The organism is Paenibacillus sp. FSL K6-4396, from assembly GCF_038002525.1.
In the GTDB taxonomy this organism is placed as follows: Bacteria; Bacillota; Bacilli; order Paenibacillales; family Paenibacillaceae; genus Paenibacillus; species Paenibacillus amylolyticus_B.
In genome coordinates, this window is sequence record NZ_JBBOCR010000001.1 from 3,034,327 (window position 1) to 3,049,906 (window position 15,580).

Annotated in this window: 10 protein-coding genes; 6 read left to right on the plus strand and 4 right to left on the minus strand. The window is 47.2% G+C overall.

The genetic code is table 11. The annotated features are described in order from the left end of the window. The first annotated feature begins 167 nt into the window (after positions 1-167). Both MHB85_RS13355 and MHB85_RS13360 read left to right on the plus strand, forming a co-directional pair. Positions 168-1,724, plus strand: a complete 1,557-nt coding sequence (locus MHB85_RS13355; RefSeq protein WP_091016757.1) for an ABC-F family ATP-binding cassette domain-containing protein — start codon at positions 168-170, stop codon at positions 1,722-1,724. Positions 1,725-2,194: 470 nt separating this feature from the next. Then, entirely contained in the window at positions 2,195-7,399 is a 5,205-nt protein-coding gene (locus MHB85_RS13360) for an S-layer homology domain-containing protein (protein ID WP_341073070.1), read from the plus strand. A gap of 169 nt (positions 7,400-7,568) precedes the next feature. Here the strand turns inward: MHB85_RS13360 and MHB85_RS13365 are convergent, their stop codons facing one another. Next, entirely contained in the window at positions 7,569-8,129 is a 561-nt protein-coding gene (locus MHB85_RS13365) for an NAD(P)H oxidoreductase (RefSeq protein ID WP_105598523.1), read from the minus strand. Between the two features lie 187 nt (positions 8,130-8,316). Here MHB85_RS13365 and MHB85_RS13370 point away from each other — a divergent pair, with 187 nt between their 5' ends. The 4 genes from MHB85_RS13370 to MHB85_RS13385 all read left to right on the plus strand — a co-directional run bounded on the left by MHB85_RS13370 (position 8,317) and on the right by MHB85_RS13385 (position 13,517). After that, the gene (locus MHB85_RS13370; protein ID WP_105599126.1) at positions 8,317-8,694 is read left to right on the plus strand and encodes a winged helix-turn-helix transcriptional regulator; all 378 of its coding nucleotides are present in this window, start codon (positions 8,317-8,319) and stop codon (positions 8,692-8,694) included. A 218-nt stretch (positions 8,695-8,912) separates the two neighbouring features. Then, complete coding sequence (locus MHB85_RS13375) at positions 8,913-10,748, plus strand: assimilatory sulfite reductase (NADPH) flavoprotein subunit (protein ID WP_105598524.1); 1,836 nt, start codon at positions 8,913-8,915, stop codon at positions 10,746-10,748. Between the two features lie 53 nt (positions 10,749-10,801). Then, positions 10,802-12,523 (plus strand): assimilatory sulfite reductase (NADPH) hemoprotein subunit, encoded by a 1,722-nt coding sequence (gene cysI / locus MHB85_RS13380; RefSeq protein WP_105598525.1) that lies wholly within the window; start codon positions 10,802-10,804, stop codon positions 12,521-12,523. A 277-nt stretch (positions 12,524-12,800) separates the two neighbouring features. Then, complete coding sequence (locus MHB85_RS13385; RefSeq protein ID WP_091017712.1) at positions 12,801-13,517, plus strand: YebC/PmpR family DNA-binding transcriptional regulator; 717 nt, start codon at positions 12,801-12,803, stop codon at positions 13,515-13,517. Positions 13,518-13,603: 86 nt separating this feature from the next. On the opposite strand, the gene MHB85_RS13390 is transcribed toward MHB85_RS13385, so the two are convergent. Genes MHB85_RS13390 through MHB85_RS13400 form a run of 3 tightly spaced genes read right to left on the minus strand, consistent with a single transcriptional unit; the run spans position 13,604 to position 15,275 of the window. Further along, positions 13,604-14,092, minus strand: a complete 489-nt coding sequence (locus tag MHB85_RS13390; protein WP_105598526.1) for a DMT family transporter — start codon at positions 14,090-14,092, stop codon at positions 13,604-13,606. 14 nt (positions 14,093-14,106) lie between these two features. Next, positions 14,107-14,805, minus strand: coding sequence for a Crp/Fnr family transcriptional regulator (locus tag MHB85_RS13395; protein WP_105598527.1), 699 nt, complete (start codon positions 14,803-14,805; stop codon positions 14,107-14,109). A 44-nt stretch (positions 14,806-14,849) separates the two neighbouring features. After that, positions 14,850-15,275 carry a DMT family transporter gene (locus MHB85_RS13400; protein ID WP_036608521.1) on the minus strand — a complete coding sequence of 142 codons (426 nt, stop codon included), beginning with the start codon at positions 15,273-15,275 and terminating at the stop codon, positions 14,850-14,852. Between the last annotated feature and the right edge of the window lie 305 nt (positions 15,276-15,580).

The window sequence follows — 15,580 nt, forward strand, 5'->3', positions numbered from 1 at the left end:
CGTTCTATATAGTAATAATTCGTTAAGGCAAAATTTTAACCCATACTTTCATATAAGGCAAATTTCAGACAAAAAGGTGTAATATTTTTTAATAGGGCGTTGAGTTGTGCAGGAGATAACGCTTATAATATACAAAGAATTAAGTCTATATAGAAAAGGTGTCATGAATGAGCATATTAAATGTAGAAAAATTAAGTCACGGTTTTGGTGACCGTGCTATCTTTAACGACGTTTCATTCCGCCTATTGAAGGGCGAACATATTGGTCTGATCGGGGCTAATGGTGAAGGTAAATCCACCTTCATGAACATTATTACAGGAAAACTTCAGCCGGATGAAGGCAAGGTGGAGTGGTCCAAACGGATGCGTGTTGGTTATCTGGACCAGCATGCTGTATTGAACAAAGGCCAATCGATCCGTGACGTGCTTCGCGGCGCGTTCCAGTATTTGTTCGACATGGAACAGGAAATGAATGATATGTATGGCAAAATGGGCGATGTGACTCCTGAGGAGCTTGAACAACTTCTTGAAGATGTGGGTACGATTCAGGATACGCTGACAAACCAGGATTTCTACATGATTGACGCCAAAGTGGATGAAACCGCACGTGGTCTGGGTCTGACAGATATTGGTCTGGATAAAGACGTCAATGATCTGAGTGGTGGACAGCGTACCAAAGTACTGCTTGCCAAGCTGCTGTTGGAAAAACCCGATATTTTGCTCCTAGATGAGCCTACGAACTATCTTGATGAATTGCATATCGAATGGCTGAAACGTTATTTGCAGGAATATGAGAATGCTTTTATTCTGATCTCTCACGATATTCCGTTCCTGAACAGTGTAATCAACTTGATCTATCACATGGAGAACCAGAATCTAACTCGTTATGTGGGCGATTATGATCATTTCCAGGAAGTGCATGAGATGAGAAAACAGCAGTTGGAGTCGGCTTACAAGCGCCAACAACAAGAGATTGCTGACCTCAAGGATTTTGTAGCGCGTAACAAAGCAAGTGTAGCTACACGTAATATGGCGATGTCCAGACAGAAGAAACTCGACAAGATGGATGTCATCGAGATCGCCAAGGAGAAACCGAAACCGCAGTTCAACTTCCGTGATGCAAGAACATCCGGCAAGCTCATTTTCGAAGCCAAAGGTCTTGTAATTGGTTACAACGAACCGTTGTCCAGACCACTGGATCTGCGTATGGAGCGTGGACAGAAGATCGCCCTTGTTGGTGCGAACGGAATTGGTAAAACAACTCTGATGCGTAGTATTCTGGGTGAAATTCAAGCTCTGGAAGGAACCGTTCAACGTGGTGAACATCTGGAGATTGGTTACTTCCAGCAAGAGATGAAGGATGCCAACTACAATACATGTATTGAAGAGATCTGGCAGGAGTTCCCTTCCTATACCCAATTCGAAGTGCGTGCTGCACTTGCAAAATGTGGTTTGACTACAAAACACATTGAGAGCAAGGTAGCTGTACTAAGTGGTGGGGAGAAAGCCAAAGTGCGTCTCTGTAAGCTGATCAATAACGAAACCAACCTGCTTGTACTCGATGAGCCGACGAACCATCTGGACGTTGATGCCAAGGAAGAGTTAAAACGTGCGCTCAAGGCTTACAAAGGCAGTATTCTTCTAATCTCCCACGAACCGGAATTCTACCGTGATGTAGTTACAGAGACGTGGAATTGTGAGTCGTGGACCACGAAAGTATTCTAAATAGAGGTTGTTCAAAAGTCACGGACTAATAATACGTACGAGCTTGGGAACAAGCTCGAAGCATGAGAAAAGGCGCGAATTTTGCTTGCAAAACAGGCAGAACTCGCGCCTTTTTTGCGTGGTTTTAACGAAAAATGTTGGAGCCCAATTCACAGTTGACAGCTTGAATAAGGCAATAATATAATTCAAGAAAGCGATTACATTTATATATTAGAAACCTGTTTCACTGCATAGGGGCGAAGAAGACACGGTATTCCGTATGGGTACCAGTTTGCACTTAGAAGGGAAGACGGGTCTTTTTTTACTCTTTAATGAAACCGGTTTCATTAAAATAAGGAGGTGGACCCCGCTTTTGTACTGACCGCCGGCTGCTGAGGATAGGTTGAACAACAACACCGCGGCATCAAGAACCATGATTTCATCTTTCACGCCAAAGGAGAGAATGAACATTGGATAAACTCAGGAAACCCATGATATTCATGTTATCTGCAACACTTGCGCTGTCTTCCGGACCGTTGATGCTACCAAGTAAGGCGTATGCCGATCTGGGGAGTATACCCGCCACGTTGCTGCAGGACGATTTTTCGGATGGGGATTACACGGAATCACCCGCGTGGAACGTAAGCTCAGGCAACTGGGAAGTGATCACGGACCCGACAGATGCGTCCAACTTCACACTTTTCCAGAGCGATACCAATGAAGGCATCATCTCTACTGGAGACTCCATGTCGGACATGACCGTGTCCATGCGCTTTTATACAGGAGAAGGTAAAGGATTTCCGGGCATTTTGCCGCGGTTCCAAGATAAGAGCAACTATTATTATTTTCAAATGCAGGTGCCTAACAACAAATTGGTCTTCAGCAAAAAGGTGAATAACGGCGATACAACGTTGAAAACGGTGGACTATGCGTTTGCCAAAGATACGTGGTACACACTTAAGATAGTGCTATCAGGTAACACCATTCGAGGATATATCGCCGAAAATGGCTCCGATCGGTTGGTATTTGATTTAAACGATTCTTCCATTGGGTCAGGTGTTGTTGGCATTCGAAATAAGTGGCAGTCGGTACATATGGATGACGTTATTATTGCCGAGCAGCCACCAGTGAACGATGCTTTGCTCACCATTGCTGAGCAGACAGCGTCTTCGGTTTCCCTGCAATGGTCTGAAATCGTGGGTGCATCAGCCTATCGCCTGTACCGTTCAAACTCACCTGAAGGGGGCTATTCCCTGGTAACCAACACCGGAACTTTGGGACACACGGATGAAGGATTAAGCGGGGACACGATCTACTATTACAAGCTTGCCTATGAATACGGGGGGCTAACTGAGTCCTTGTGGTCTGCGCCGTTGGAAGTACGAACTACAGCGACCGCCCCTCAGGCTCCGAGCGAATTGAAGGCCGAAGCACTCAACGCAACGAGCGTGAAGTTATCTTGGTCCGCCGTGGACAAGTCAACGGGTTACCGCGTGGTTCGGGCTGAAGCTGGCAGTGAGCAATACGAGCAGATTTATGAAGGGAAAGGGCTTACATTCACGGATAAAGAACTTGAGCCGGGCAACAGTTATAGCTATCGCGTAATGGCCTTCAATACAGCTGGGGAGTCAGCCTTCACCATTGCAGAAGCTACGACGTACTCCATTGACTCTCCTACAGAGTTTGCTGCTACAGCTGTGACGGATACATCCATCTCTCTGGGGTGGAATGCCCTTACTGGATCTGATGTAACGTATACGCTCTCCAGGTCTACCAGTGCTACGGGTACGTATCAGCAGGTCTATAGTGGCAGTGAAAATACGTTTAATGATAGTGGTCTGACGATGGGCACAGGATATTTTTACATCATTCAGGCGACCGTGGACGGCGTAACTTCTCCAGCATCCGCACCGTTGGGTGTTGCCACAGTTCGCACAAGCATTACACCAGGGCAATTGTGGCCAGATCTGGATGGTCAACCGATCGATGCGCATGGGGCTGGTTTTTTCTACGATGAACAGACGGAGACCTATTACTGGTATGGCGAATATCATAAGGGCGGCTGGCCAGCGGTTGGTGTGCGTGTGTATTCTTCCAAGGATCTGATGAACTGGACAGATGAGGGCATGGCTCTATCGACACTTCAATCCATGGATGATTTTGACCATGACCCGTTGATTTCCAAATTGTATGCGGGGCGTGAGGACCGCGTGGATATCTGGGCAGATATTCGCAAAGGACGGATCATTGAACGACCGAAGGTCATCTACAACGACAAAACAAAGAAATACGTGATGTGGGCCCACATGGATGGTGACAAGGACCCATACAACGATAATGCGAACTACGGTAAGGCGCGGGCCGGTTATGCAATCAGCGACTCTCCAACTGGACCTTTTGTGTATCAGAAGAGTTACCGAATGGACAGAGCTCCGGAAGGGGAGAAAGATTATTTCCCAAGTGATAAGGGCATGGCACGTGACATGACATTGTTCAAGGATGATGACGGCACCGGTTATCTGATCTATTCCAGTGAAGAAAACCTGACGCTCTATATCTCCAAACTGAATGAAGACTACAGTGACGTAACAGGTTGGCATAAGGAAGGACGAACGGATGACAAAGGCAATCCGGTACGTGATTCCACCTATCAGGCCGAGTACGGCGTAGATTACGTGCGGGTGTTCCCTGGAGGGCAACGCGAAGCACCGGCAATGTTCAAGTATCAGGGAAAATATTATATTTTGACTTCCGGAGCTTCCGGCTGGGCCCCTAACGAAAACAAAGTGACGGTGGCGGATAACATTTTTGGGCCGTGGTCAACGCAGACCAATCCGTTCGTGCGCACGTTGCCGAGTGATCCTGATCCAGGCAAGGCATTTGGCACACAGACCACATCCGTCATTCCGGTCGATCCCGAAAAAGGCAAATTCATTTACGTTGGGGATACGTGGAATGGTGGCAATTTCTCGAATGATGCTGCAAAATACGTGTTCTTGCCCATTGAGTTTGGAATAGGCTCCGACATTGCGATCAAGTGGTATAACAGTTGGACACCGGATCTGCTGAATTCGATGGGCAAGGTGGATATCGCTGATCCGTTGCCAGAAGCGGTAGCGCTTGGCAAAGTGCCATCTCTGCCAACGACATTGAATGTACGCGACGGTGGTGAACTGGTGTCAACGCCAGCAGTATGGACAATTGATAACCGGGCCATGACGGCAGAAGATTTTGCTAAGCCAGGACCACTCACATTACAGGTAACGACACCGGAATATAACAACAAAAAGCAGGCGGTTCGTGTAAACGTCATTCCAGAGAATGCCCTATATTTTGTGAATAGTGGAGGGTACGAAACGGCTGATTACAATCTTATGGGTGCCTATATGAAAGGAACACTGGCTAACCCGGGAACGGCAGACCAGATGTACGCTCCGGCAGAGGGTCGCAATTGGGGATACACCAGCGCAGATGCACTGTCATCCGGCTCGAATGGCGGAGATATTTTCTCGACCGTACGTTATCTGAACGGTGGCAATATCAGCAACTCTCCAAAAGGCACAGACTTAACCTACAGATTTGATGTACCGAACGGAACATATGATGTGTACGCCGGATTCAACGATCCGTGGACGAATGCATCGCGCAGAGCCAATTTCATCATCAATGGCACCAATACCGGGGCTGTTACGTTTACGCCTGCCAGTGTTAGAGCCGACAAAGGCATCATTGTGTCGGACAACAAACTGGAGTTAACCGTACGCAACACGGCATCACAGGACCCGATGATTAGTTGGATAATGATCGTTAAGCCAGATGCTACGCCACCAGTTAATGACAGTGCTGGTCTCAATGCGGATGCGGTGGATTCAACGAGTGCAACGCTTCACTGGGATGCTCATCTTGGAGCAGCAAGCTACAAGCTCTACCGCTCAGATCGCGAGCAAGGTGAGTACAAGGTGGTCTATAGCGGCAATGGACGGGAGTACACGGACAGTGAACTGAACCCCGGCACGGAATATTATTACAAAGTGGAAGCTTTGGATGCGACAGGGCAGTCCGTGAGAGGTATATCTTCCGCTTATCAGGTGCATACGGCTCAGCAGACTGCTGCCGATGTAGCTACAGGCATTACGGCACTGGAACAACCTTCAGTAGGTGCGAAAAAAATGAAATTACCAAGTGTGCCGCAAGGTTTCACGGTGAAGATCGCTTCCAGTTCGGTACCGTCCGTCATTCAGACGGATGGAACGATTGTCCCACCTTCTAAGGAAACAACAGTACTACTGGAGTTGGAAATTACTCGAATTTCTGACGACACAAGAGCCTTGACTGTACCTTTGACGGTGAAGGTGCCTGCATCTGTTTCTTCCCCCGGAGGATCGGACCCTGGTTCGGGTAGCAACCCGGGCGGCAATTCAGGTGGAAATTCAGGGAGTAGTTCAGGTTCAAGCAACAATGGCGGACAATCAGAAGGTGTTAGCCCAGGTGCAGGGAATGCTGCACCACAACCTAAACCGGAGAAAGACCGTTCCGTTCTGGAGTTGCAGGGAAAGCCTGACCAGAAGGGTGTAGTGCAGTCCAACGTGGATGCTTCAACGATCAAAGATGCTTTTAAAGTTGCCCCCGTAACAGATGCGGGTCGGCGCTTGGTCGAACTACGGTTGAAGCCGGTTTCGGGAGCAACGGCATATGAAGTATCTCTCCCTGCCTCTGCGTTAATAGATCAGGGTGAGTCACATGTGTTCAACATGGTTACAGAGCTGGGCATGTTGGAGCTTCCTGCGACACTGTTAACGAAGGACATCGTTGGTGATGGGATGGCATCCATCCGATTGGTCAGAACCGAGTTACCAAAAACAGTTGCAGATCAGCTTGGCACGCAATATGGAGTCCAGCTCGAACTTCAACTGGATGGTCAACCATTGCCATTGAAAAGCGGATTGAACCTTCATCTGCCTTTCCCATCAACACAAAATGCTCAGCAGGATCGGATTGTAGCATTTGTCATTGGCGCGAACGGTGTGGCAAGCCCCTTGCCGCAAAGTTACTACGATCCAAACAGCGGGCAGCTTGTATTTTCCGTAACGTCACTCACCGAAAATTATGCTGTTGTGTCTGTGGAGCAGACATTCGCAGATCTTGCAGAAGTGCAGTGGGCCAAGAAAGCGATGGAGGCATTGGCAGTCCGAGGCGTGATTGATGCCGAGGCAAGTGGTGATTCCACAGAGTTGCATCCAAAACAGGAGATGACTCGCGGTCTATACATGCAATGGTTGATGACTGCGCTCGGCTTGAATGCTTCTTCCGGGAATGCGTTCACTGATGTAAACGAAAAGGCTCCGTACTACGAAGCAGTTACAGCTGCGCGCTCACTAGGTATCACCAGTGGTACTGGTGACGGGCGCTTCCTGCCAGAGTCCACGATCACTCGTCAGGAGATGATGACGTTGACAGTCAGAGCACTTGCAGCGGCTGGACTGGTTAACTCCGAGACGGCTGCAACAGATAAACTTACTCGTTTCAGCGACGCTTCCGAGATTCGCTCTTATGCACGGGATAGTGTGGCCTTACTTGTGGATCTGGGCATCGCCAACGGGTACAACGGTGAGGTGAAGCCTCTTGCCGAAGCGACCAGAGCTGAATCGGCTACGTTGCTGTATGCGATGATGAGCAAACTGGTATGGAATAACTAATGTTACACCAGAATCGTAGTGTATGAAAAAGAAGGCTTACTCTGACCTGGAACTTAGGTTGGAGTAAGCCTTCTTGATTGTACGCCCCCAATGGGTGAAAAGTAGGCTACTCAACGAACGAGTAACTTCCTATGCTTTTGCAGTAGTTAATTGTAATGTTAGTGCATTGTTAATTGTAGTTTTTTCCGATTTGATAGGCTTGTTCCAGCAAGCCTTCGATATGTTCTTTGGATTCTGAGATCGTTTCATAGAGAAATTCGACTCGGGATTCCTGCATTCTTGCATAACCTGCGATCCCATTATTCAGATAATTGGAAATCATGTTGTAATAGTCGTATTTATGGAATGAAGCCTCCGTTCCTCCAGCTAGTGCAATCCACAGAGCCTTTTTGGAGTTTGCCTTGTTCAGCAGCCCCATGTTCCATACCTTGTCCAGATAAGCTTTGAGCATGGAGGGAACATTGTACCACCAGATCGGGAAAACAAATACAATGGTATCAGCCGCAAGCACACGATCCAGCTCTTTGCGAATCACAGGGGCATGCTGTTTATCGGGATTTTGCCAGTCTCGTTCATCTTCTACGCCATATAGTGGATCAAATCCGTCATGATATAGATCGAGGATATCGATTTCATGGGAATTCTCCTGCATACCTTCTATAAAACGATTCATCACGGCAAATGTTAGGGAATCCTGTCTTGGGTGAGTAACGACCAGTTTAACTTTCATGTAGGAGTAACCATCCTTTTTTCTTTTTTTTGGTTAAACATTCTGACCAATGTTATTATAAGATTCATGACATCGTATTGAGAAGTACGCACCTGAGAGTGCTGTAGATACCTTGGGGTTCTTCGGTTACTTTTAATAACGGGTATACATATATGTGAATTATGGGGGAGTACAAGTGGAACAAGAAATGAAAAAATATGAGAGCGGTGTGCAGGCGATGCTGGAACTGGTCGGTGGAAAATGGAGGATTCTTATCCTGCATCAACTGATATCAGGTAAAAAACGAACCAGCGAACTTCGCAGAGCCATTCCTGGCATTACCCAGAAGGTCTTAACCCAGCAGCTTCGTGAACTGGAAAAGAATGAAATCATCCATCGAATCATCCATCCCCAGATTCCGCCCAAGGTAGAGTATGAGCTGACAGAGTACGGCTTGACACTACAGGACATCATTGATCGCATATGTCTGTGGGGAGAAAATCATTTGGACAGAGTATACGGAGATAAAAGCAGTGTGCTGGGAGATCATTTTAGTGACTATATTCCACTCTCAACTTCAACTTGAGCTGGCCGTGCAATTAAAAATAAAACAAAACCGTCCTTGAATTGAAAAGGAGGGTTTTTGTTGTTTTTTGTCCTTTATCAGCGAAACTGATAAATGCTATAAAATCATTGAAATTGACCCTCAACACCCGGTGTGTTAGGTTTTAGAGAGAAGAAATTAAATTAATGTGATGATTTTAGTCGGAATTAAAATCGAAGCAATGCGCGAGGTGGCAAACAGTGGAACTTCAAGTGACAAATAGCCCTTTTAATCAAGAACAAGTTGAACTGCTTAATCGTCTTATTCCTACATTGACCGATGGACAACGGGCTTGGTTGAGCGGATATATTGCAGCAATTCAGGCAAGCGCAACAATAGCGGCTCCAGCTAACCTGGTACAGGCTGCACCAACTACAGGTGTTGCACCTGAAAGTGCTAAGCCAGTATCTCGGGAAGTTACCGTGCTCTTCGGTTCGCAAACCGGTAATTCCAGTGGCCTATCGAAGAAGCTGGCCAAGAAACTTGAAGAGCAAGGTCTTCAGGTAACGTTGTCATCGATGGGGGATTTCAAACCGAACGGACTCAAGAAAATTGAAAATCTCCTCATCATCGTCAGTACGCATGGCGAAGGCGAACCACCAGATAATGCGATTCCGCTGCATGAATTCCTGAACAGCAAACGGGCTCCGAAGCTTGAAGGACTTCGTTACTCGGTGTTGGCTCTGGGAGATACCTCCTATGAGTTCTTTTGTCAGACAGGTAAGGACTTCGATAAACGATTGCAGGAGTTGGGTGGTACAGCCCTTGTACCGCGCGTGGACTGTGATGTTGATTTTGATGAAGCAGCTGCGGAGTGGATGAATGAAGTACTGGCATCCTTGAGCAGTACATCTGCTGCTTCGAGTACGGTAACCACTGAGGCAGTTACAGCTGCGGTGAACGGCGGGGAATCCGAATATGATCGTACGAATCCATTCAAGGCGGAAGTATTGGAGAATCTCAATCTGAACGGCAGAGGATCGGACCGTGAAACACGCCACATTGAGTTGTCTTTGGAAGGCTCCAGCCTGGACTACGAGCCAGGTGACAGCCTTGGCGTATTCCCTGAAAATCATCCGCGCCTTGTGGAGGAATTGATTGCAGCTATGGGATGGAATGCCGATGAACGCGTGACCGTGAATAAAAACGGGGATCAGGCATCTGTGCACGAAGCGTTGCTGCGTTATTTTGAAATTACAGCGGTGACGAAACCGGTCGTGGAACAACTTGCGAAACTGAATCCTGGGAGTGGCCTGACGGCGTTACTCGCAGATGATTCCGAATTCCGTACAGTCATGAATAGCTGTGATCTGCTGGATCTGGTTCATGATTATAATCTGAAAGGGATTCCTGCTGCAGAATTCGTCGCTGCTCTTCGCAAAATTCCGGCACGTCTGTACTCCATAGCGAGTAGTTCGAAGTCTTTCCCGGATGAAGTTCATCTTACCGTTCGCTCGGTACGTTATGAAGCGCGTGGCAGAGAACGTTATGGTGTGTGCTCGGTACATCTGGCTGAACGGATCGAAGCTGGCGACACCCTGCCTGTATATATACAGCATAACCCGAATTTCAAGCTGCCTGAGAACCCGGATACACCGATCATCATGGTTGGCCCAGGTACAGGTGTAGCGCCGTTCAGATCTTTCCTTGGTGAGCGTGAAGAAACAGGAGCAGAGGGCAAGACATGGCTGTTCTACGGAGATCAGCATTTCGCCACTGACTTCTTGTACCAGACGGAATGGCAACATTGGCTCAAAGATGGTGTGCTCACGAAAATGGATGTAGCCTTCTCACGTGATACGGAACAGAAAGTGTATGTACAACATCGTATGCTGGAACACAGCAAAGAGTTGTACCAGTGGCTTCAGGAAGGTGCAAGCATATATATCTGTGGTGACGAGAAAAAAATGGCACATGATGTGCATGCTGCGCTCACCACGATTCTTGAACAAGAAGGCGGTTTATCGCCTGAGCAGGCATCGGAATATTTGACACGGTTACAGCAGGAGAAACGTTATCAGCGGGACGTCTATTAATTACCGGCCTAGCCGGACTGCACCATCCCGCAGAGACGAGAGGAGAAAGCAGCATGGTTTATAATAACTTACTTAACCCACAGCGCACGAATAGCGATGTGGAAGATATAAAGATCAAAAGTGATTACTTGCGCGGAAGTCTGACCGAAACGTTGGCTGATCGCATCACGGGTGCAATTCCAGAGGACGACAACCGTCTGATGAAACACCATGGCAGTTATATGCAGGACGATCGCGACCTGCGTAACGAGCGTCACAAATCCAAGCTGGAGCCTGCATACCAATTCATGTTGCGTGTGCGTGCTTCCGGTGGAATTGTAACCCCGGAGCAATGGTTGATGATGGACAGAGTGGCACATAAATATGCGAATGAGACCATTCGTCTGACCACACGTCAGTCTTTCCAACTGCATGGCGTACTGAAGTGGGATCTTAAGAACACCATTCGCGAAGTGAACGATTCGTTGCTAAGCACACTGGCTGCATGTGGGGACGTAAACCGTAACGTGATGTGTAACCCGAATCCAAATCAATCTGATGTGCATGCTGAAGTGTATGAGTGGGCATGTCAGGTGAGTAATCATTTGGACCCTCGCACACGGGCTTATCATGAGCTGTGGCTGGACGGAGAGAAAGTGATTGATTCCCAGGACTCCGACGAAGAAGTTGAACCAATCTATGGCAAAGTGTATTTGCCACGGAAGTTCAAGATTGGTATTGCTGTACCACCATCCAATGATGTGGATGTCTATTCACAGGATCTTGGCTTTATTGCTATTGTGGAGAACGGCAAGCTGCAAGGCTTCAACGTATCCGTTGGCGGTGGCATGGGGATGTCTCATGGTGACGCCAAAACCTATCCTCAGGTGTCCAAAGTCATTGGTTTCTGTACGCCGGAGCAAATGATTGATGTTGCAGAGAAAACAGTTATGATTCAGCGTGATTATGGAGATCGTGCAGTTCGTAAACATGCTCGTTTCAAATATACGCTGGATGATCGTGGTGTGGAATGGTTTGTCGAAGAGCTGACCAGCCGTCTGGGATGGAAACTGGATGCGGCACGTCCGTATCATTTTGAGACGAACGGAGATCGATATGGTTGGGTAAAAGGCAATAATGGCAGATGGCACTACACGCTGTTCATTCAAAATGGTCGTGTAAAGGATGTGGATGGATATCCTCTCATGACGGGTTTGCGTGAGATTGCCAAAGTGCATACGGGTGATTTCCGTCTGACTGCGAACCAAAATCTAATCATCGGTAATGTTAGCAGCCAGAAGAAGAAAAAGATTGAAGCACTCATTCAACAGTACAACCTGACCGATGGTGCACATTATTCTGCGCTGCGCAGAAGTTCGATGGCTTGTGTTGCGCTTCCAACCTGCGGCCTTGCGATGGCTGAGTCCGAACGTTACTTACCGTCTCTGATCGACAAACTGGAGCCTGTACTCGACGAAGCCGGGCTGAGAGACGAAGAGATTGTCATTCGTATGACGGGTTGCCCGAACGGATGTGCAAGACCGATGCTGGCGGAGATTTCATTTATCGGTAAAGCACCTGGGAAATACAATATGTATCTCGGTGGCAGCTTCACCGGACATCGCTTGAATAAGCTGTATAAAGAAAACATTGGCGAAACCGAGATTCTGGACACGTTAACTCCAATGGTGAACCAGTATGCCAAAGAGCGCAATGAAGGGGAACATTTCGGAGACTTTGTCATTCGTGCGGGTTATGTTCCTGAAGTGTTGGATGGTCGACAATTTCACGCTTAATGGACCGGGTAAGATGACCTGAAATTAGGACTGATTTAGGGCGGAAGCATTCCTTATGGGGTGCTTCTTGTTTGTTATATATGGAGTGAGTAGAGGTAATGTTAGTTGTTGCTGAGAGATTATGAGAGGATAAACTGAGGCTAATCTTCAAATGGAGATGGATAATCACCGCAGTTACTCCCCGTTTTTCGTAGGTATTAACTTGTTGAAGTACGCTCAACAAGATATAATGGCATAGTAGAAAGCAGATTACATGTTGAAAGTGAGCGGAAACGATATGGGTCGTAAGTGGAATAATATCAAGGAAAAAAAAGCTTCAAAAGATGCAAATACGAGCCGGGTCTACGCTAAATTCGGCGTTGAGATCTATGTAGCTGCCAAGAAGGGCGAACCGGACCCGGAAGCGAACCGTGCACTGAAAGTCGTGCTGGAACGTGCCAAAACGTATAATGTACCCAAAGCCATTATTGATCGTGCGATGGAAAAAGCAAAAGGCAGCGGGGATGAGAACTATGAAGAGTTGCGTTATGAAGGCTTCGGACCGAATGGTGCGATGGTCATCGTGGATGCACTTACCAACAACGTAAATCGTACAGCGCCGGAAGTACGCTCTGCGTTTAACAAAAACGCGGGAAACATGGGTGTCAGCGGTTCTGTTGCTTACATGTTTGATCCTACAGCGGTAATCGGTGTAGAAGGCAAGAATTCCGAGGAAGTACTTGAACTTCTGCTTGAAGCAGACGTAGATGTACGTGATATCGTGGATGAAGACGAAGCGGTGATCGTATATGCAGAACCGGATCAATTCCACGCTGTACAGGAAGCATTCAAAGCAGCCGGTATTACGGAGTTCACAGTAGCCGAGCTGACCATGCTTGCGCAAAATCATATTGAACTTCCAGAGGATGCACAAGCTCAGTTCGAGAAACTGATCGATGCGCTCGAAGACCTTGAAGATGTTCAGCAGGTCTACCATAACGTAGAGTTCGTTTAAGAGAACGAGGCGATACGTGGTTTGATTGTAAAAAAAGAGTGTCTGACCAATCTACGGGATTGGACGGACACTCTTTTTTTGTTCGTTTATGAGTCAGACTGAAGTGTTCCAGGGGACTGCTCTGATTTTTCCGATTTCCCCCCACCGAACTTGAACAATACAATTCCCCCAACAATGACAAGTACACCAAGCAGCTGATTCCACGAAAAAGGAATTTGCTCCAGACCGAGCCACCCCATGGAATCAAATAGTAGCGCAAAACTCAGTTGGGATGTCAGTACGATCGAGATGGCATATGTGGGGCCAAGCAGCTTCATACCTTGCACGAGACAGAAGACCACACCAACACCAATGGCTCCACTGAGCCAGTACCAGAGTTGCATATGCTGAAAGCTGAATGTATTCTTGCCCTCCACGAGCAGAGAGATGAGGAACGAAGCAATGAATCCGGTGAAAAGCACCAACGTTGTTGTGGACCATGAACCGGTGCGTTCATTGACTTTGCTATTAAAAATCGTTTGCAGACTGACAAGTGCACCTGCCAAGAGCGCAAGCGAAATCCCTGTAATTAACATGGTTGTCGAACTCCTTATTCATAAATGTTGTGACCTGCTATTTCACGTAGACCCGATCGATCTTTGATCATAATCAATCCTTGATGTCGTTCAATTAACCCGTCTGCACAGAGCTTCTGGATGACCCGGTTCAGGTGTCTGTAACTGGTACCGATCAGATTCGCAATGTCGGTCAGATTGAACGCGTCCAGATCTTCGTGAACGACACTACCAGCTTCTTCTGTCGAGATGGAGAGAAGGTAGCTGGCTAGCCGAACCTCAACGGGATACATCAGGTTGAAGTTGGAGAAGTTCGAGTCAATATAGAACTTGTGTGAGATGATTTTGAGCAAAAATTTAAGTAAAGGTGCATAATCGCCGGCAAGCTCAGCGAGCCATTGATAATGAATGCGAAGCATCACCACAGGTGAGACGGCCTGAACTGTATTGACAATATCGCTTTCACGGACATATTCTATGTCACCGACGACTTCAAGCGGTGACTTGAAGCAAAGCACCAGCGTTTTATCCTGAGCTGAGGTGGTGAAAATCTTGATTTTACCCTCGACCAACACGTATAAATATTCAGAGGCTTCCCCTTCACGACAGATCAGTTCACACTTCTCGAAGTGGCATAACGTCATATGGGGACGCAGGGGCTCGTGAAATACCTTTTCGAGTTGATATTGCTTCAGATAATGTATTAATTGTTGCTCGTTATGGATCTCTTCCACGCTGTTGTTCACCCCCGACGATATGTTTCAATTCTTCTCCAAAACTATAGTTTCATAATAATAACACCAGTCACCATTAAGGCAATGCCCAGAAATTGCGGCAGTTTCATCTTTTGTTTCACCACGCCGAACCATCCGTTGCTATCCACCAAAAAAGTCAGGAATAGCTGAGCAATGAGCAGGGCCGAGATCGTGAATGTAACCCCGATTTGCTGAATGGCCGTCACTTCACTGAAAATAATGACGGCGCCAAAAGCACCTCCAGCCAAGTACATGGGTTTTACTTGTTTGAGTCCTTGAAGGTTGGTGTCTCTAACAAACATTAGGATCAGCGCTGCTAATATGAATCCTGTCAGTTGTGTAATCGTAGCGGCCTGCCATGTGCCCATGTCGGTGCTAATCCGAGTATTGGCAACACCTTGGAGCGTGATACACGCGCCGCCCAGTAATGCAAAAATAATTCCTCTCATATGTACGCTCCTTATTCAATCACTTCGACTTCTATTATTAAATGATAAATTGACTCTGAACGCCAAGGACAAATGTCCTGAGCTTTGAAGTCACAGCATCTAGAGTACAATAAAGAACCCGGGAAATCCAGTTGGGGCATGAAGAGATGCGCGGTAATGCGCGGGAGCACTCATTTTTGGTGAGCATGATCTCTAATGAACCAGTGACACCTTATTGTATTGATTCGATTGAATTGAGAAATCTAGGGGACCTAAGCGACGTTAAATGGGTCATGTCGGTTAGAAATGGGCGGTAAAACAGGGGG